Source organism: Methylomonas montana, assembly GCF_030490285.1.
Classification (GTDB): Bacteria; Pseudomonadota; Gammaproteobacteria; order Methylococcales; family Methylomonadaceae; genus Methylomonas; species Methylomonas montana.
Genome location: NZ_CP129884.1, coordinates 3,084,201 through 3,103,234 on the forward strand (window position 1 = coordinate 3,084,201; position 19,034 = coordinate 3,103,234).

General features: G+C 53.6%; 17 protein-coding genes. 11 read left to right on the forward strand and 6 right to left on the reverse strand.

Features of this window, described 5'->3' with window-relative positions; all coding sequences use genetic code 11:
* Positions 1-10 precede the first annotated feature (10 nt).
* On the forward strand, positions 11-586 hold the full coding sequence (locus tag QZJ86_RS14185; protein WP_301671077.1) for a lytic transglycosylase domain-containing protein: 576 nt from the start codon (positions 11-13) through the stop codon (positions 584-586).
* A complete protein-coding gene (locus QZJ86_RS14190) occupies positions 587-1,450 on the forward strand; it encodes an HDOD domain-containing protein (RefSeq protein ID WP_301671078.1) in 864 nt (287 codons plus the stop codon).
* 57 nt (positions 1,451-1,507) lie between these two features.
* Here QZJ86_RS14190 and QZJ86_RS14195 read toward each other — a convergent pair whose 3' ends face one another.
* Positions 1,508-2,086 carry a Maf family protein gene (locus QZJ86_RS14195; protein ID WP_301671079.1) on the reverse strand — a complete coding sequence of 193 codons (579 nt, stop codon included), beginning with the start codon at positions 2,084-2,086 and terminating at the stop codon, positions 1,508-1,510.
* 15 nt (positions 2,087-2,101) lie between these two features.
* On the opposite strand from QZJ86_RS14195, the gene QZJ86_RS14200 reads away from it, so the two are divergent.
* The 6 genes from QZJ86_RS14200 (at position 2,102) to fabG (ending at position 6,742) form a co-directional block, all read left to right on the forward strand.
* On the forward strand, positions 2,102-2,674 hold the full coding sequence (locus tag QZJ86_RS14200; protein ID WP_301671080.1) for a YceD family protein: 573 nt from the start codon (positions 2,102-2,104) through the stop codon (positions 2,672-2,674).
* Between the two features lies 1 nt (position 2,675).
* Entirely contained in the window at positions 2,676-2,858 is a 183-nt protein-coding gene (gene rpmF, locus QZJ86_RS14205; RefSeq protein ID WP_301671081.1) for a 50S ribosomal protein L32, read from the forward strand.
* A gap of 210 nt (positions 2,859-3,068) precedes the next feature.
* Positions 3,069-4,097, forward strand: a complete 1,029-nt coding sequence (gene plsX, locus QZJ86_RS14210; RefSeq protein ID WP_301671082.1) for a phosphate acyltransferase PlsX — start codon at positions 3,069-3,071, stop codon at positions 4,095-4,097.
* Positions 4,094-5,062 carry a beta-ketoacyl-ACP synthase III gene (locus QZJ86_RS14215; protein ID WP_301671083.1) on the forward strand — a complete coding sequence of 323 codons (969 nt, stop codon included), beginning with the start codon at positions 4,094-4,096 and terminating at the stop codon, positions 5,060-5,062. The genes plsX and QZJ86_RS14215 overlap by 4 nt, the downstream gene beginning before the upstream one ends.
* 2 nt (positions 5,063-5,064) lie before the next feature.
* Positions 5,065-6,021 carry an ACP S-malonyltransferase gene (gene fabD, locus QZJ86_RS14220; protein ID WP_301671084.1) on the forward strand — a complete coding sequence of 319 codons (957 nt, stop codon included), beginning with the start codon at positions 5,065-5,067 and terminating at the stop codon, positions 6,019-6,021.
* Entirely contained in the window at positions 6,014-6,742 is a 729-nt protein-coding gene (fabG, locus tag QZJ86_RS14225; protein ID WP_301671085.1) for a 3-oxoacyl-ACP reductase FabG, read from the forward strand. Before fabD ends, fabG begins: the two co-directional genes overlap by 8 nt.
* Before the next feature lie 71 nt (positions 6,743-6,813).
* Here fabG and QZJ86_RS14230 read toward each other — a convergent pair whose 3' ends face one another.
* The 5 genes from QZJ86_RS14230 to QZJ86_RS14250 form a co-directional block, all read right to left on the reverse strand.
* The gene (locus tag QZJ86_RS14230; protein ID WP_301938987.1) at positions 6,814-7,743 is read right to left on the reverse strand and encodes a response regulator transcription factor; all 930 of its coding nucleotides are present in this window, start codon (positions 7,741-7,743) and stop codon (positions 6,814-6,816) included.
* On the reverse strand, positions 7,743-11,114 hold the full coding sequence (locus QZJ86_RS14235) for a hybrid sensor histidine kinase/response regulator (RefSeq protein WP_301671086.1): 3,372 nt from the start codon (positions 11,112-11,114) through the stop codon (positions 7,743-7,745). Before QZJ86_RS14235 ends, QZJ86_RS14230 begins: the two co-directional genes overlap by 1 nt.
* Positions 11,115-11,263: 149 nt before the next feature.
* Complete coding sequence (locus tag QZJ86_RS14240; RefSeq protein ID WP_301671087.1) at positions 11,264-11,794, reverse strand: REP-associated tyrosine transposase; 531 nt, start codon at positions 11,792-11,794, stop codon at positions 11,264-11,266.
* A 336-nt stretch (positions 11,795-12,130) separates the two neighbouring features.
* Entirely contained in the window at positions 12,131-12,442 is a 312-nt protein-coding gene (locus QZJ86_RS14245) for a hypothetical protein (RefSeq protein ID WP_301671088.1), read from the reverse strand.
* Between the two features lie 183 nt (positions 12,443-12,625).
* Positions 12,626-13,369, reverse strand: a complete 744-nt coding sequence (locus tag QZJ86_RS14250) for a hypothetical protein (RefSeq protein WP_301671089.1) — start codon at positions 13,367-13,369, stop codon at positions 12,626-12,628.
* Positions 13,370-13,546: 177 nt separating this feature from the next.
* Here QZJ86_RS14250 and QZJ86_RS14255 point away from each other — a divergent pair, with 177 nt between their 5' ends.
* The 3 genes from QZJ86_RS14255 (at position 13,547) to urtB (ending at position 18,057) form a co-directional block, all read left to right on the forward strand.
* A complete protein-coding gene (locus QZJ86_RS14255; RefSeq protein WP_407081618.1) occupies positions 13,547-14,785 on the forward strand; it encodes a hypothetical protein in 1,239 nt (412 codons plus the stop codon).
* Between the two features lie 141 nt (positions 14,786-14,926).
* Entirely contained in the window at positions 14,927-16,228 is a 1,302-nt protein-coding gene (urtA, locus tag QZJ86_RS14260) for an urea ABC transporter substrate-binding protein (RefSeq protein ID WP_301671091.1), read from the forward strand.
* Between the two features lie 68 nt (positions 16,229-16,296).
* The gene (urtB, locus tag QZJ86_RS14265; protein ID WP_301671092.1) at positions 16,297-18,057 is read left to right on the forward strand and encodes an urea ABC transporter permease subunit UrtB; all 1,761 of its coding nucleotides are present in this window, start codon (positions 16,297-16,299) and stop codon (positions 18,055-18,057) included.
* Positions 18,058-19,034 lie beyond the last annotated feature (977 nt).

Sequence of the window (19,034 nt, forward strand, 5' to 3'; positions counted from 1 at the left end):
GGTGACCTCGATGAAACCACTGCTGATCGCCATTTTATACCTAGCACTGATCGCGGATGTGGCGGCGGATATTTTCAAATATACCTCGCCGGACGGTCGGGTTTACTATACCGACGAGCCGAAAAAAGGTTTCGATTACCGCTTGATCATCCGCACCCGGCCGCGCACCTACAGCCGGGACCTGAAATTCATGTCGGGCAATAAAATCAAGTTCAATGACTTGGTCGCCAAGGCCGCAGCCAAGCATCAAATGGATCCTAAACTGCTACACGCAGTGATACAGGCCGAATCGGCCTACAATCCCAATGCCGTGTCTTCGGCCGGCGCGGTAGGCTTGATGCAGTTGATGCCCGACACCGCGCGCCGTTATGGCGTCACCGATAGACGCGATGCCGAACAGAATGTCGATGGCGGCACCCGATATTTGAAAGACTTGTTGGCGATGTTCAACTCCAATCTGACGCTGGCAGTGGCAGGCTACAATGCCGGCGAAGGCGCGGTGATGAAATACAACAACAGCGTGCCGCCCTACCCGGAAACCCGCAATTATGTGCAGCAAGTATTATCGCTGTACCGGAAAAGTTAGGTGCAATCGCCGGCGTTAAAACACTTGATTGCCGGCTCGACCGAGCTGTTTTCGCTGCCGGATATTTATTTTCAACTCAGCGAAATGATCCGAGACTCGCGCTTCTCGCTGGCCGACATCGGCAAGGTCATCGCCAAGGATCCCGCATTAAGCGCGCGTTTGCTGCGCATCGTCAACAGTCCTTTCTACGGTTTCCAAGCCCGAATCGATACCATTTCCAGGGCCATTGCCGTGATCGGCATCGACGACTTGAACAATCTGGTCCTTGCCACCACGGTCGTGGATCGCTTCGGCAAAATCCCCTGCGAATTGATCGATATGACCTCATTTTGGATACGTAGCGTGCAATGCGCAGTAATCGCCCGTCTGCTAGCAAAACACAGCGCCGTGCTGCACACCGAGCGACTGTTTCTGGCTGGCCTGCTCCACGACATCGGTTCTTTAGTGTTAAGCCAGAAAATGCCCGAGCAATATCTAAAAGCATTGCTGGCCGCCAATCACGACAGACGCTTGCTAGCTGGTTTCGAACAAAGCCTAATTGGCTTCACCCACGCCGATGTCGGCAGGGAATTGCTCAAAACCTGGGGACTGCCGGAATCTTTATACGAAACCATAGGCTGCTATCTACACCCTGCCGATGCCCAAGTGCATAAACTGGATGCGCATCTATTACATATGGCGTCGCGCCTGGCGGACAGTGTCGGACAAGCCGAAGGTATCGAAGCTGCCATTGAAGAATTCTCCAAACAATCCCTGATTTTGGTTCGCCTGAGCGGGGAGCAAATCGGTTCGATTATGGAGCAGGTGGACGGCGAGTTTTTACAAATGTTTGAATTGCTGGCCCCAAACAAGAAATTTCATTGAGTTTTTAGCCAAAAATACCGTCATTGTTTAATAATCGAGCGCCGATACTGCTCTCAGCTAAAGAATGTGGACGCCGAATTGTCCCAGCAACGCTACCAGTTTGATCAACGGCAAACCGACCAGCGCATTCGGATCTTCGCCAACAATTTTACTAAACAGCGCAATACCCAAGCCCTCGGACTTGAAGCTGCCAGCACAATCGAACGGCTGATCGAGATCGACGTAATTTTGGATTTGCTTGGACTCAAGGGCTTTAAAATGCACGCTACAGATATCCAGATCGGTCAGATAGCGGCCGGTTGCGCTATTCAAAACGCAGATGCCGGTATAAAATTGCACGGTCCGGCCGGATTGCTTGGCAAGTTGTTGAATTGCCGCGTCTCGTCTGCCGGGTTTTCCCAATATTTCTTGTCCCAGCACGGCAACCTGATCGGAACCGATGACCAAATGATTGGGGTATGTTTTGCCTACTGCTGCGGCCTTGGCTATTGATAATCGGCTTACCAGCGTCTCCGGCGATTCGTCTGGATGCGGGCTTTCATCGACGTCGCTACTGCAACTGAGAAAATCTAGTCCCAGTTTCTCCAACAACTGGCGACGGTATTTTGAGCTTGAAGCAAGGACAATGGCGGTCATCGGCTAACGAGTGGTTTGAGAAGGTGTGCGTTTGACGCAACAGATAGTTATCTGTATTATTGTACAGTTATGTCAGACAAGTTTCCCGACCTTATCGATCCCCTCCTCTTCGCCGAGAGACGAAGCGCTTTGTCCGGGGAATTAAAAATCGCTGTGCTTGAGCGCTTGTCTGATAGCGTGGTCGATCGCGGCGGCAGTGTTAGCGTCGGAATCGAGTTCGGCAAGGAAGGCAAGCGGGTCGTCATTTCCGGCCATATCGAAGGCACCGTGGAATTGGAATGTCAATCCTGTTTGCAAATGCTGGCGTGGCCGCTCGATATCGATTTTAAATTGGCTGTTGTCGCTTCGCTACAAGAAGCGAAGCAATTGGACGATTGCGAACCGCTCATGCTGGACGGCGACACCATTTCGTTAAACGCGTTGATCGAAGACGAAATCCTGCTGGCATTGCCCGACTACCCTCGGCATGAACACGATTGTCTCGCACACAACCGTTCCGAAGATGCCGATTACCACGCAACAGATAGTCAGATTAAGGTTAACAACCCTTTTTCTGTTTTAGCAAAACTTAAAAAAACTGGAGATTGAAATGGCAGTACAAAAGAGCAAAGTATCGCGTTCCAGACGTGGTCAACGTCGTTCGCACGATGCATTAGTCGGCAAAACCCTGGCTCAGGATCCATTGACCGGCGAAACCCATCTGCGTCACCACATGACGCCCGACGGCTTCTTCAAAGGCCGTCAAATTGTTGCAGGCAACGACGAAGATTAATCGCTTTAAATCGCCATGGATCCTGACTCGATACCGCATAAGCGCCCGAGTCGGGTAAACCTTGGCGCGATTGGTCGCATTATCGCGTTTTCCGACGCAATCATCAGGGCAGCAGGCAGTGATATCTGATTTATCGATTGTCTCTGGGTAAAGCCGACGCGTTGCTCGACAACGGTGGGCTCCTTTCAACTACTGGAGTTAGTCCTAAGCGTGAGCTCAACTCTCTCAATTGATGCCATGGGTGGGGATTTCGGTCCTCAAGTAACGGTTCCCGCCTCACTGGCCTGTTTAAAAAAAAATCCGGACTTAAAACTGATCATGGTCGGAGACGAAGCGGTTCTTAGCGAACTGCTGTCCCAGGCTTTAGTCGAATTCAAAGACCGGATCAGTATTCAGCATGCGTCGCAAGTCGTCGAAATGGACGAAGCGCCGCAAAAAGCCTTGAAGAACAAAAAAGATTCTTCGATGCGCGTCGCAATCAATCTGGTTAAAGAAGGCCAAGCCGACGCTTGCGTCAGTGCCGGCAATACCGGCGCCTTGATGGCGACCGCCCGTTTTGTGTTGAAAATGATTCCTGGCATCGAACGGCCGGCCATTATTTCCACCTTACCCTCGGTTTTCGGCCACACCCACATGCTGGATCTGGGCGCAAACGTCGATTCCAGTGCCGAACATCTCTACCAATTTGCCGTGATGGGCGAAGAAGTCGTCAAAGCCGTTGAAAATATCGACCGGCCACGGATCGGCTTGTTGAACATCGGCGAAGAAGACATGAAAGGCAATGAACAAGTCAAAGCGGCGGCTAAATTGCTGGAAAACTCCACGCTGAACTATATCGGTTACGTGGAAGGCAATTCGATCAACGCCGGCAACGTCAAGGTTGATCTGATCGTCGCTGACGGTTTCGTCGGCAACGTGGCGCTAAAATCGATCGAAGGCGCGGCAAAGATGATAGGCGGCAAACTCAAAGATAGTTTTTCGCAAAACTGGCTGACAAAATTGGCAGGACTGGTCGCTTATCCGGTTCTGAAACGATTCAAAGACAGTATCGATCCGCGCCTGTATAACGGCGCCAGTTTCATCGGCCTGCGCGGTCTGGTTATCAAAAGTCACGGTGGCGCGGACGCGCTGGCTTTTGAAACCGCCATCCATCTGGCGGAAGTAGAAGTTGCGCAAGGCGTTATTCGTAAAATCAGCGAAAAACTAGAACTCGCGCTGACTCAAAAGGTTGAAGAATGACACGCTGGACTCATGTTATCGGCACGGGCGGTTACCTGCCTGAAACCATACGCACCAACCATGACATTTCCGCCATGGTGGACACCTCCGACAGCTGGATCTATGAAAGAACCGGCATTAAAAGCCGCAGGATAGCCAGCGCCGAAGAAACCGCATCGAGCATGGCGGAAATTGCCGCCCGGCAGGCCATCGAAATGGCCGGCATCGACGCTCAAGACATCGACATGATCATCGTCGCCACCGGCACGCCGGATCTGGTTTACCCCAGTACTGCTTGCCTGTTGCAACAACGCCTGAAGATAGAACATTGCGTGGGCTTCGATGTGCAAGCCGCCTGCTCCGGTTCGATTTTCGGACTGAGCATTGCCGACCAGTACATCAAGACCGGCTTTGCCAAAACCGTTTTGGTAGTGGGATCGGAGATATGCTCGCGTATCGTCGATTGGACCGATCGTGGCACCTGCATCTTGTTCGGTGACGGCGCCGGCGCCGTTCTGCTGACCGCTAGCGACCAACCCGGCATCCTGGCCACTCACATCCAATCCGACGGCGGCTACGACGACTTATTGTATTGTCCCAATCCGCAGGCCGCGGCAACGGATAAACCAAGCGAAGCCGGCTACATCAAGATGCGTGGTAACGAAGTATTCAAGGTGGCGGTGAACACGCTGGGCCGCATTGTTGACGAAACCCTGGAAGCCAACGGCCTGGAGCAAAGCGACATCGATTGGCTGGTACCGCACCAAGCCAACACCCGGATTATCGCGGCCACCGCCAAAAAACTGGGCATGTCGATGGAGCAAGTAATTCTAACCTTGGAAAACCAGGGCAATACCTCATCAGCATCGGTATTACTGGCGTTTAACGAAGGCGTTCGCGACGGCCGCATCCAACGTGGACAAACCGTATTAATGGAAGCGTTCGGCGCGGGATTCACTTGGGGTTCGGCATTAATCAGGTACTAAACATGACGACGATAGAGCAAAGTTACAATCTGGCATTCGTATTTCCGGGGCAAGGTTCGCAAACCGTAGGCATGCTGGGAACGCTGGCGACAGCCAACCCCATCGTCAAACAAACCTTCGAACAAGCCTCTGATGTACTGGGCTTCGATCTATGGAATCTGGTCCAAAACGGCCCGGAAGCGGATCTGAATCAAACTCACAATACCCAGCCGGCCATGCTGGCGGCCGGTGTCGCCGTCTGGCGGGCCTGGTGCGAAAAAACCGCGATCAAGCCCGCCTGGATGGCTGGTCACAGCTTGGGCGAATATACCGCACTGGTCTGCTCCGGCGCGATCGGCTATGAAGACGCCATTCGCCTGGTCGCCGAACGCGGCCGACTGATGCAGGAAGCCGTACCGGCCGATCAAGGCGCGATGGCGGCGATACTGGGCCTGGAAGACCATCAAGTGGTCAACACCTGCACCGAGGTTGCCAACGGCCAAATCGTCGCAGCGGCCAACTTCAACGCCCCCGGCCAAGTCGTGATTGCCGGCGAAGCTGCCGCCGTCGAACGGGCCATGGAGGCCCTGAAAGCCCTCGGCGCTAAACGCGCGCTGAAACTGCCGGTCAGCGTCCCGTCGCATTGCGCGCTGATGACAACGGCTTCGGACCAATTGAACGAGATATTGCAAGGCATCAACATCGACATGCCCAACACCACGTTGATCCACAATGCCGATGTCAAATCGCACGGCTCCCCCGAGGTGATTCGCTATGCTCTGAAGGAACAACTGTTCAAACCGGTTCGCTGGGTGGAAAGTGTCAAATTCATGCACGAACAAGGCGTCACCGCCTTCGTCGAGTGCGGGCCCGGTAAAGTATTAATGGGCTTGAATAAACGCATCGCCCCCGATGCGGCGCATCTGACCATGTTCGACCCCGACACCATCAACAACGTTGTGGAGCAACTCCATGGATAAAAAAATCGCCATCGTTACCGGCGCCAGCCGCGGCATAGGCCGAGCCATTGCCGAAAAACTGGTCGCCGACGGCTTTTTCGTGATCGGCACCGCCACTTCCGACAGCGGCGCCGCAGCCATTTCCAGTTATCTGGGCGAAAACGGCAAGGGCTATAAGCTCAATGTCGCCGACGCCGCCGATATCGAAAGCTTTATCAAAACCACCGGCGATGCCTACGGCACACCGGCCGTTCTGGTCAACAATGCCGGCATCACCCGCGACAACCTGTTGATGCGGATGAAAGACGAAGAATGGGACGACATCATCAACACCAATCTGACTTCGATTTTCCGGATGAGCAAAGCGGTGTTGCGCGCCATGATGAAGGTCCGCTACGGTCGCATCATCAATATTTCCTCGGTCGTCGGCTCCACCGGCAACGCTGGCCAAACCAACTACGCGGCGGCCAAAGCCGGCATGGTCGGCTTCGCTAAATCGATGGCGAAAGAAGTCGGTTCGCGCGGCATCACCGTCAACACCGTCGCGCCGGGCTTCATCGATACCGACATGACCAAGGAACTCAGCGCAGACATCAAGAATGCGCTGTTGGGTTCGATTGCGCTGGGCCGCTTGGGCCAACCGGAAGAAATTGCTCACGCCGTATCCTTCCTGGCTTCTGAGCAAGCCTCTTACATCACCGGCGAAACCCTGCACGTCAACGGCGGCATGTATATGCCTTAACGGCCGACGCGCTACCGTACCCATAAAAAAGGCCGACACCCCATGGTTCCGGCCTTTTTTATTGAGGCAAATTAGTTGCGCTGCAACACCATCGCCACGGCGGCGGAGCGGGTGGATACACCCAGCTTCTCGAAAATATGTTCCAGATGTTTATTCACGGTTCTAGGGCTGGTGGTCAGGATAATACCAATCTCTTTATTGGTTTTGCCACGCGCTATCCACATTAAAATCTCGGCCTCGCGAAAGGTCAGTTTTAATTTGTCGCGCAGATTTTCCGGCGTCCATGGCGCTTCTTCCCGATGTAACAGCAATAAGTATTCGTCCGGATGCTGACAAGCGCTGATCCGGATCGAAAATCCGGGCGCCAGACGATGCTGATCCGCTTCGCCGTCCGGGCGGCCGCCTTGCCGCAACCAACGCAGAAACCAGCCATGTATCCCGGCCGGCAAAGTCTGGTCCGATTCACAGGCGACTGGCAAATCCTGCTGCAGCCGAAAATCCGTCAGCCAGCGCGCACCGGCCGGCGTCTGCCAATTGATCCGGCCCTGCACATCGACCGCCAGCGCGGCAAACTCGCCGTGCGCCAATACCCGTTCCGCCCTGAGCAGATTACGGGTCTGCGTCAGATGCACTTCGATCCGCGCCAACACCTCCGCCGGCCGGATCGGCTTGACGATATAATCCAGCGCGCCCTCGCCGAAGCCGCGCAGCAAGTTTTCCAGCTCGCTCAAGCCGGTCATGAACAACACCGGAATCGGCGCGGTCGCCGGATCGGCTTTTAGGCGGTTACAGGTTTCGAATCCGTCTATGCCGGGCATCATCACATCCAGCAAAATGATGTCGGGCTTGATGTATTGAATCTGCTCGATGGCCGAACTGCCGTCGGTAGCCACCAACACCCGGTAATTGGCCTCCGACAAGGTATCCGACAGCAGCGCCAGATTGCCCGGCGTATCGTCCACGATCAACACCGTACCGTTACTAATCGACGATTCCACCATCACGAGGCCTCCCGTTTGGTCATATTCAACAATTTCCTGATTTGGCCGACCCGAAACTCGTCCGCCAGCGTTTGCAGTTTTGCAAAAAACGGCGCGTATTGCGGTTCACGCTGGCTCAGTTCAGCCAAGACTTTCTTCAAGCCCAGTAAATCGCCGATCCGCACGCAATCGACGCAAGCGTCCAACAGCGCTTGCGGCGGCATTTCGATGGTTTCGGTCGGCGCAGAAACCGGCCGTTCGGCAGCATCCCGATACAACCAGTCCAAGGACAGATACAGCTTCAATTTGTACATCAAATCCTGAACCTGGATGGGTTTGGACAGGAAATCGTTGCATCCGGCGTTCATCGCCGCCATCCGGTCGCTGGCATAGGCATTGGCACTCAGCACCACCACCGGCATCGCCCAATCCTGCTGCCGCAACAGCATCGCGGTTTCGATGCCGTCGATCCCGCTCATGGAAATATCCAGCATAATCAGATCCGGCGGATTTTCCTTGACCTTTAAAAGGCATTCCTCGCCGGAACAAGCTTCGCTCAAATAAAACCCTAATGGCTCCAGCATGGCCAGCAATAACTCCCGGTGTTCGCGCTGGTCGTCGACGATCAAAATCTTCCGCCGCGGCCCCTGGTAGCCGATGATAGTCGCCTGCGGATTTTGTTCGATCTCGGCGCCGAGGCTAGGCAACAACAAGCGTACGGTAAACGTAGAACCCTGCCCCACCTGGCTCTTCACGGTCAATTCGCCGCCCATCACCTCGGTCAGAATCTTGCTGATCGTCAAACCCAAACCACTGCCGGCCACCGCATTGCCGGTCGGATTGGCTACTCGGGTAAACGGTTGAAAAATATTGTTCAGTTGCTGCTCGTCGATACCGCCACCAGTATCGATCACCTGAAAATTAGCGACGCCACCGCTGTATCCGATCCGAAACACGATACCCCCGCTCTCGGTAAATTTGACGGCGTTGCCCAACAGATTAATCAACACCTGCCCCACCCGCTTTTCGTCGCCGCGTACCCGTTGCGGCAGCTGATTGCCGATCTGGCAGCTGAAGCTCAAACCTTTGTCTTCCGCTTGCAGCTTGTAGGTGTAAACCAGATGTTCAATGAAATCCGGAAAATGGATCGGTTGGAATTTCAGCTCGAATTTACGCGCTTCGATGCGGGCAATATCCAAAATATCTTCCAGCAGCGCGCACAAATGTTCGCCGCTACGCTTCAAGGTCTCCACCGCTTGCCGGCGGTGTGCCGGAATCTCCGGATCTTGATGCAGAATATGCGCGTAACCGATGATGCTGTTCAGCGGCGAACGGATCTCGTGACTCATGCTGCTCAGAAAGCGGCTTTTAGCCTGATTGGCGGTGTCGGCGAGCTTCATGGCCTGTTGCAACTTGCTGTCGGTTTTTTTGTGCTCGTCGATTTCCAGCAGCAATAATTGCGTCTGCTTGGCGGTTTCTTCGTGCGCGACCCGCCGGCTTTCCGCATTCAGGATCAGCCACCAGGTACACAAACCGATGAACACCAGCAAGGACGCATAGATCTTGAAAAAATTGTTCAACAACAGTGCAAACGCCGGCAGGTTTTGCTGAACGCTCAACAAGTCCTGATAGTAAATGATGCTGACGAAGATCCCGGTCAACACCGACAGGAACAAAAACATCATGCTAAAGCGCAGCAAGCGCAAACGGGCGTTGATGCTCATCGCCGCCGGCATGAAACGCTTGGCCAAGGCTTCCAGATAATCGTCGAACCGAAACCCCACCTTGCAGGCATCCAGGCAGCGGGCGTCCAATGTGCAGCACAGCGAGCAGATACTCCCGCCATAAGCCGGACAATAAGCGATGTCTTCATGCTCGAAATCGTTCTCACAAATCGAACATTGAGTATGCAGTTTGCGGTTATGTTCTTTCCGGTCGCGGGCCAGATAATGTCTGCCGCCGCAACAATAAGCGATGACCGGCACCAACACGAACGACAAGCTCAAGGCGATAAATGCCGAAAAGGCCTTGGGCACCTCGCCAAACAAGCCTACATAGGCCAGTATCGACATCACCGAGGCAACGAAGGTGGCGATAATCCCGACTGGATTCAGATCGGACAAATACGCGCGTTTGAACTCCACCACTTTCGGGCTCAAGCCCAGCGGTTTGTTGATCATCAATTCCGCCGCCACCGCGCTGATCCAGGCGATCGACATATTCGAGAACAAGCCCAGCACCTTTTCCAGCGCACCGAACACCCCAAATTCCATCAGCAGCAGCGCGATCAACACATTAAACAACAACCACACCACCCGGCCTGGATGGCTATGCGTCAAGCGTGAAAAGAAGTTGGACCAAGCCAGCGAGCCGGCATAGGCGTTGGTGACGTTGATCTTGATCTGACTGAGGACCACGAACAAGGTCGTGGTCGCCAGGGCCCATTGCGGATTGTCGAACAGCTCGTTATAAGCCACCAGATACATCTGGGTCGGCTCGTGAGCGTGGGCAGGATCGATACCGTGACGTATCGCCAGATGCGCCAGCAAGGCGCCGGCTATCTGCCGAATCACCCCAAACACGATCCAGCCCGGCCCGGCCGCCAACATCGCCGCCCACCATTTAAACCGATTGGCCTTGGTTTTATCCGGCATAAACCGTAGAAAATCCACTTGTTCGCCGATTTGCGCGACCATCGAAAACGCCACCGTGGTGGCGGTGCCGAACAACAGCCAATCGAAACCCTGGCCGCTGCCGGCGATCCAGAAATAGGTTTTCAGTGTCAACAACGCTTCGGGTTCGCGCATCGCCACGGCAATATAAGGCGCGATTAACAAGGTCAGCCAGACCGGTTGGGTCCAGAGTTGCATCCTGCTGATGGTGGTGATGCCGAAAGTCACCAACGGCACCACGATCACCGCACTGACCACATGGGCGATGGCCAACGGAATCTGAAAATACAATTCGATCGCCAGCGACATGATCGAGGCCTCCAGCGCAAACAGCGTGAAAGTAAACGAGGCGTAAATCAACGAAGTGACGGTGGAGCCGATGTAACCGAAACCCGCCGCGCGGGTCAGCAAATCGATGTCGATATGGTAACGGGCGGCGTAATAACTGATCGGCAAGCTGGTGATGAAAATCACCACGCCGACGATCAGAATCGCCCAAAAAGCATTGGTAAAACCGTAATTGATCGACAGGAAACCGCCGATGGCTTCCAGCACCAGAAACGAGGTCGAGCCGAACGCGGTGTTGGCGACCTGAAACTCCGACCACTTGCGGAAGCTACGCGGCGCGTAACGCAATGCGTAATCCTCCAACATCTCGTTGGCGACCAGGGCGTTGTAATCGCGGCGGATTTTAGTGATGTTTTGGTGGATGGCTTTCATTTATGTTGTGTCGCTGTCGCGACGGGCTATTTTAAATGTTGGTTCGGAACCGACGGCCGCAATATTTTCGCTACGAAAACCATCTCGAATTTTAAATTTATAAAAACGGGATCGGTAGGTCCGATTAGCGCAGCGTAATCGGACGCATGTTAATCATCCCCTTCCACCGACATATCCACGTTACCACCCCAATATTCCGGATAAACGCCATTTTCGACATACCGATGAAAACTGGAATAAGGCCAATCAATAGCCCGTCCCACAAGACCATGTTTAAGCGGATTGACGTGAACATAATCAACATGGCGTTCGAAGTCTTTTTCATCGCGTATCGAATGCTCCCAAAAATGCCGTTGCCATATTCCGCGTTCATTGGCAGCTTTTCGTACACTCGACCGAAACTCCATTTTCGGTAACGCCCGCGAAAACCCGCTTTTGATTAAACGCCATCGCTTGCTGAAATCGGCATCGCCAGACGGCAACGTCCAAACTGCATGCATATGTTCCGGCAATACCACCCAGGCGTCGATTTGAAACGGATATCGTTTACGCACCGCCCGCACAGACTCACGTAACAATTCAATTTCCCGAATCAATAAATCGTTGTTTTTACGTTCCAATAAATTAACCGTAAAAAACCATGTGCCACCGGGAATAAATGCGCGTCGGTAATTGGGCATGGTTCTGTACGATTTCAAGAATGTGAATTTTGTTGGTTTTATACATTCGTCCGATTACGCTCCGCTAATCGGACCTACGCGGGCTCCGATGCTCGGCGCGGCATCAGGGGATGAAAACCATCCCGCAATCAAAACGGATTTGGTCAAATCAACGAAACCAAATTCGTAGGCCAGAATAAGCCGCCAGGCGTTTCTGGCATTCAACGTTTGCCGGAAACGCTAACGCTTATTCCGGCCTACATGGCTTCAAATTAGTACATCGTACAACACAATCAAATACTTAGTTCTCGATACCGTCTAACAGCTTATTTCCTTAAAAAGTGGACACAATTCCCGTTATTCCGCCCCGAGCATCGCAGCTTTTGGCGAGAACAGCCCGAAAGGGGAGCGGCAGGGATGCCGCTCGTTTTCCGCAGGGGCTGGATGCCCCTTCGGAAAACCCTCGCCAAAAGCGACAAATTTGCCTGGAGCAAATTTGAACAGCCGATAGGCTGGCCCGGAGGGCGAAAACCATGGATGGTTTTCGCAAAAGCGCAGGAAATTGGCGAAATTCCGGGTGGCCTTTTCTTTGAATACTTTCTTTTGGCCACGCAAAAGAAAGTATTTCGGCCGTCGGGCCGACAAATCGGCAGGATAGCCGATTTGCATGCGAGAGCACCCGTAGGGCGAAAAACAGGGAGGTTTTTCGTGAAACCGACTTCAACAAAACCCGTCGCGCCAGCGACACCTTCTTATCCCCTCATCCTAGCCTTCTCCCTGAGGGAGAAGGAACAGACCGTCCCGCAATCAAATACATATGAGCGCCACACGCAAATCGTGCCAAGCAAAACATCACTTCCTGTCATGCCCAAACTGAAAGATAACCGGCGTCCCCTGATTATGAATAATAATCTCCTTCTTCGGCTCGTCGCCGACAGCGGCCGGCTGCGCGACGCCATTCGCATCGACCGCGCCCGGCACTTCTCTTACTTCCACCCGCACATCCGGCATCCATTTGGGCTTGAACAACTCGGTCCTGGCACGGCCCGGCTGCTTAGGTAGCGGCACATGTTCCAACACATCCAGACAGGCGGTGCCAATCTGATCGACCAATTTATCGATGATGCGCGGCGGCAACACGTCCTTATCCAAGGCATGCGCGCTAAAAGTCGATTCACGCTCGATCAACACGGCTTGAGTCCCCGCATCGCGCAACGTACAGGTAATCGGCAACACGTCGGCCTTTTGAAAATCGGTCGCGCGCGGGTCGGAGTTACCGCTGGAAAAGGAAAAACCCACCGGCGTTTCACGGTGCGTCACTTTACCGAGCTTGGTCAGTAGGCGGTGACTGTAAGGGCCTTTGGCTGTTAATGGAAACTCCCACTCCGTCAAATTGACGCGCACCCGCTCGGCGATTTGCGCCGGCTCCACTGCGACCCCGAACTGTTTCAGATTCTCATCAGCCAACACAAATTCGATAGCCTGCAACGGTTTAACGGCGTCGGCTGCCGGCTCCGCCGAGACCGGGCGAATCAACACCAATGCCAACCCACACCAGCCGGCAATACAATAAAAACTGGACGTTATTTTCATCATCGTAAATCTCCCAAGTTAAGACGCACTCTACGGAAGCTCTCTGTAGCCGGCCATACGTCAAATGACTGATGAGTCATTTACCCGATTGTGGCGGGTGCCTGCAAATTCAACAATCTCCCCGACGTTTTCGATCGCCATCGCCGCTGGCAATGGTTTGTTTAATCCAGATAAAGGGGAATGCAAATGACTGGTTTTAACCCACAAAAATTAAGCGGCCGGGCCATCGGCTTGCTGAGCGGGGTGGCCTTGGGCGCCATCGGCCTGGGACAAACGCCCGAAGCGCAGGCAGGCGCCACCTTCAAAATCGACGATACCAAATGGGTTAGCGTCGGCGCAGGTCTGAGAACCAGTTTCCGCGCCCAGGAAAGCGGCGCCGGGGCGAATGGCGAAAAATGGAACAACGACTTCAATCTGGACAACATCCGTTTATATATCAACGGTCAGATTCATAAATATTTGAAAGTGGAATTCAACACCGACTGCCAAACCTGCGGCAACGGCGGCGAAGTACGGGTGCTGGATGCGATCGGCAAATTCGAGGTTAATCCATACGCGAACTTGTGGGTGGGCCGGATGCTGGTGCCAGCCGAGCGCCGCGAGATGAACGGTCCGTTCTACAGCGCGGTCTACAACATCTTTTCGGCCGGCACGCCGTTCGAACCGGCCGATTATAATCTGGTGATCAAATCCGACGGCACTTCCGCCGGTTCCTTCGGCCGCGACGACGGTGCGACGTTTTGGGGTGCGGCGTTTAACGGCCGCTTCCAATACGCCGCCGGTTTCTTCCGCGGCCTGCGCGGCGGTGCCAACGTCAACGACAATATTTTGTACGGCCAACGCTTTGCTTATAACTTCTGGGACGTGGAGAAAAATCCCGGCTATTACACCTCCGGCACTTATTACGGTAAAGGCGGCGACATCCTGACAGTGGGTGTTTCCAATCAATATCAAGAAGGCGGCGCCGGCACGGCCGCCGATCCAGGTAACTTTCGCGGTACCACGGTCGATGTGTTGATGGAAAAAGTCTTAGCTGGCGGCGGTGTGGTCACCGTGAACGGCGAGTACAAAAACTACGGTATCTCCAACGGCTACAGCCAGGCATCGCGCGATGCCGGCGGCGGCTTCGATATGTTCGAAGGCAACGCTTATGACGTCAGCGGCATGTATTTATTCCCGCAAAAAGTCGGCATCGGCCAGTTCCAACCCTTCCTGCGCTATGTCAACGTCGATCCCAGCACCAGCAGCACCCGCGAAGTCTACGAAGGCGGCGTCAATTACATCATCGACGGCCACAACGCCAAGGTGTTTGCCAGCTACCAATACGGCGATTTGTTGACCAAAGGCCTGAATTACAAATCCACCGCGACCGGCGAGAACTCCAGCCAGGTCATGGTCGGCTTTCAATGGCAAATTTAAAGGTAGGGTGGGCACGGTTTATGTGTCCACGCGGAACAGATGTCTTCGCGCGTGGGCAAAAATGCCCAACCTACGGCTGTAATTGAACGATGGGCGAATAAATTCGCCCCTACAAATTTCTCTTTAAATAGGACTATTAATATGAAAATACCAAGCAATCCTTTCCGTAAACTGGCTATAAGCGCCGCGCTGTCGTCGCTGCTATTCATGGCCGCCTCCCCGGTCGGCGCCGAAGACACCATTAAAGTCGGTGTGTTGCATTCTTTGTCCGGCACGATGGCGATCTCCGAAACCACCTTAAAAGACACCATGTTGATGCTGATCGACGAGCAAAACAAAAAAGGCGGTCTGCTCGGCAAGAAATTGGAGCCAGTGGTCGTCGACCCGGCCTCCAACTGGCCGTTGTTCGCCGAGAAAGCCCGCGAGTTACTGACCAAGGATAAAGTTTCGGCAATCTTCGGTTGCTGGACCTCCGTATCCAGAAAATCGGTGCTGCCGGTGATCGAAGAACTGAACGGCATCCTGTTCTACCCGGTGCAATACGAAGGCGAAGAATCTTCCAAAAACGTGTTCTATACCGGCGCCGCGCCCAATCAGCAGGCGATTCCGGCGGTCGATTACCTGATGAACGACCTGAAAGTGCAGCGCTGGGTATTGGCCGGCACCGACTACGTCTATCCGCGCACTACCAATAAAATCCTTGAAGCCTATCTGAAAGCCAAGGGCGTCAAGGAAAAAGACATCATGATCAATTACACGCCGTTCGGCCATTCCGATTGGCAAAGCATCGTCGCCGACATCAAGAAATTCGGCTCGGCCGGCAAGAAAACCGCGGTGGTTTCGACGATCAACGGCGACGCCAACGTGCCGTTCTATAAAGAGTTGGGCAACCAAGGCGTTTCCGCCGAAAACATTCCGGTCGTCGCCTTCTCGGTCGGCGAGGAAGAATTGTCCGGCATGGATACCAAACCATTGGTCGGTCACTTGGCGGCCTGGAACTACTTCATGAGCGTCGATACCACCAAAAACGCCGCCTTCATCCAGCAATGGAAGGATTACATCAAAAACCCGAAACGCGTGACCAACGACCCGATGGAAGCGCATTACATCGGCTTCAACATGTGGGTGAAAGCGGTCGAGAAAGCCGGCACCACCGATCCCGAAGCGGTACAAAAAGCCTTGATCGGCGTGGAATTCCCTAACCTCAGCGGCGGCGTAGCCAAAATGCTGCCCAACCATCACATCAGCAAACCGGTGTTGATCGGCGAAATTCAAGGCGACGGCCAGTTCGTCACGGTTTGGCAAACCAACAAAGTCGTCGACGGCGACGCTTGGTCCGACTTCCTGCCGGACAGCAAACCCATCATCGCCGACTGGACCGCGCCTATCAGCTGCGGCAACTACAACACTAAAACCAAAAAGTGTTCAGGACAGAACTACTAACACGGATGTTATCCCGATTCCCACGGCAGGAGGCTGTGGGAATCGCCTCCAGAACAGGAACAACTGTCATGAAGATGCGAACATTTAAAAGCCGTTTAAAAACGCCGCCCGGTTTTGGCTCGGTCGCGGTTCAACCCCACTCTCCTCAAGTGTTGCCTACCATTTCGACGCTGGCCTGGTTGGAGATCGGCGGCGTTTTTAAACGACTTTCCATACTGGCCTGTCGGCTGCTAACGGTGTTGATCCTGGTCAGCCAACCGCTGGCCGCACAGGCAGCCGATCAAGACAGCTTCGAGCAAGCGCTTAACCTGCTTAGACAAGGCAACATCAACGAACGCGAGCAAGCCATCGAACAACTGGGCAGCGACATGCGCAGTTTGACGTTGTTGCAAGCCCTGCAAGACGGCAAACTGTTCGAGTTGAAAAACGAGGCCAAACTGGTGATAGGCCAGGAAAGTGAAACCGGCTACCGCTTGACCGATCCGCTTACAGGCGAGTCGTTGGCAGAGGTCGAGCGCGGCGCGGTCGGCAAAATCAATCTGAATAACAAGTTGCGCGGCAATATCCGCAAAATCGTCGGCCAGCTGCAACTGAATGCTGCCGATCCCAGCTTGCGCTTGGCGGCGGTAAAAGCGATGAACAAAGACATCGACGCCAAAGCGGTCGAACTGCTGCGATCTCACCTTGGCGACGAGCCCGATCAACAGGTTCAACAAGCCATACAACAAGTCTTGCTGTTGCAAGACCTGAATAGCACCGATAAAACCTTACGCATCAAGGCCATCGACGCGTTGAAGGATCACGATAGCCAGGACGTGGTCAATAGCCTGCAAGCCATCATCGAAACCGACGCCGACGGTCATAACCTGGAAGCCGATAGCGATGTGCGCAATCTGGCCGAAGCGGCTTTGATCAAGATCCGCGAACGCATGCAGGCTTACGCCGCCGTCGAGACGGTATTCTTCGGTTTGAGTCTGGGCGCGGTGCTGGTGTTATCCGCCATTGGCTTGGCCATCACCTTTGGGGTGATGGGCATCATCAACATGGCCCACGGCGAACTGATGATGCTGGGCGCCTATACCACGTACGTGATGCAGCAATTGCTGCCCAGCTATTTAGGCACTGCGTTGATCCTGTCGATACCGATGGCGTTCTTAGTCGCGGCGCTGGTCGGCATCGCCATCGAACGCGGCATCATCAGATTTCTATACGGCCGACCACTGGAAACCTTGCTGGCGACCTTTGGTGTCAGTTTGTTTCTGCAACAAGCCGTACGCTCGATTTTCTCGCCGCTGAACCGTAGCGTTTCTACACCAGACTGGATGAGCGGCTCCTGGCAGATCAACGACTTTTTATCGCTAACCTGGAACCGTTTTTACATCCTGATCTTCTGTCTGCTGGTGTTTACCGCGCTGCTGCAAATCCTGAAGCGTACCAAGCTGGGACTGGAAGTTCGGGCTGTCGCCCAGAACCGCGGCATGGCTAGGGCAATGGGTATTCCTACTGCTCGGGTCGATGCGATGACGTTTGGCTTGGGATCGGGTATCGCCGGTGTGGCCGGTGTGGCCTTGAGCCAGATCACCAACGTCGGCCCTAATCTCGGTCAGGCTTACATCGTTGACTCGTTCATGGTGGTGGTGTTTGGTGGAGTGGGTAACTTATTTGGAACATTAGTCGCAGGCTTTACCCTAGGCATCGCCAACAAGGTGTTGGAGCCTTATGCAGGGGCGGTATTGGCGAAGATTTTGGTGTTGGTGTTTATTATTTTGTTTATTCAGAAGAAGCCGAGGGGGTTGTTTCCGCAGAAAGGGAGGGCTGCTGAATCGTAATTCCAAAAAATGTAGGTTGGGTTAGCGAAGCGTAACCCAACACGTTGGCTTTTGATGTGGTTGATGAATTTGGGGTTTGGTGTTTGTGTCGCTATCGCGACGGTGGTTTTTGAAGTCGAGTCTCGGCCCGACAGCCGAGATACTTTTCTTTGCTTGTCCAAAGAAAAGTATCCAAAAGAAAAGACACCCCACTGCCGCTTACTTCCTGCGCTCCTCGGGTTTGAACGGGGTTGCCTGAAGGGGCTTCCCAGCCCCTACATGCAACGCGCCGCATCCATGCGACGCCCCTATCGGGCTATTCCGTTCAAACCCTCCGGTGCTCGGCGCGGCAGAGGGGGACAAAAACGTCCCTCCGTTACCGTCTGACGGAAATGGCAGGTTTGTACACTTACTGAAAATAAAGATTGTCATTTTGTTTAACCCATAAATGTATGGATAGCTTTCAACAATTCAGTAATTGCATGAATAACTGGTGGAGCCACTATTAACAATTTAAGTATGAAGTTTTTTGACATGATCAAATTCCTACAATTTTTCAAAGAATGCGTTGCCAGTTTGCGAGGCTAGGCGTTAACAAGCAATTTATCTCAGCGACCTCTCATGCGGGATTAAAGCCGGTTAATACCGATGCAGAGAATGCATTTAATTGTCACGACAGAGTATGCGAAGAGCTTCGCATTGAATTTGTAAAAATTATGAAGGCAGTGACTAATACCAAACAGTCTGGAAATGTTTCCACCCTTGACTTTTTAGTTTTATTTTTCTGTTCCTCGTAGGATTTAATCCCTTTATTCTGATTCCTACGCAGCACGTGGGAACGAGAGAACAGCCAAAGGTGGGCAAAGTTGTCCACCCTACGCAAATTCAGGCGGCTGATGGTTTTAACCCCGTATGCCGCGCCGAGCACCGAAGTTTTTGAATGGACAAATCGGCAGGATTGCCGATTTGCATGCGCAGCACCCGAAGGGCGAGGTACA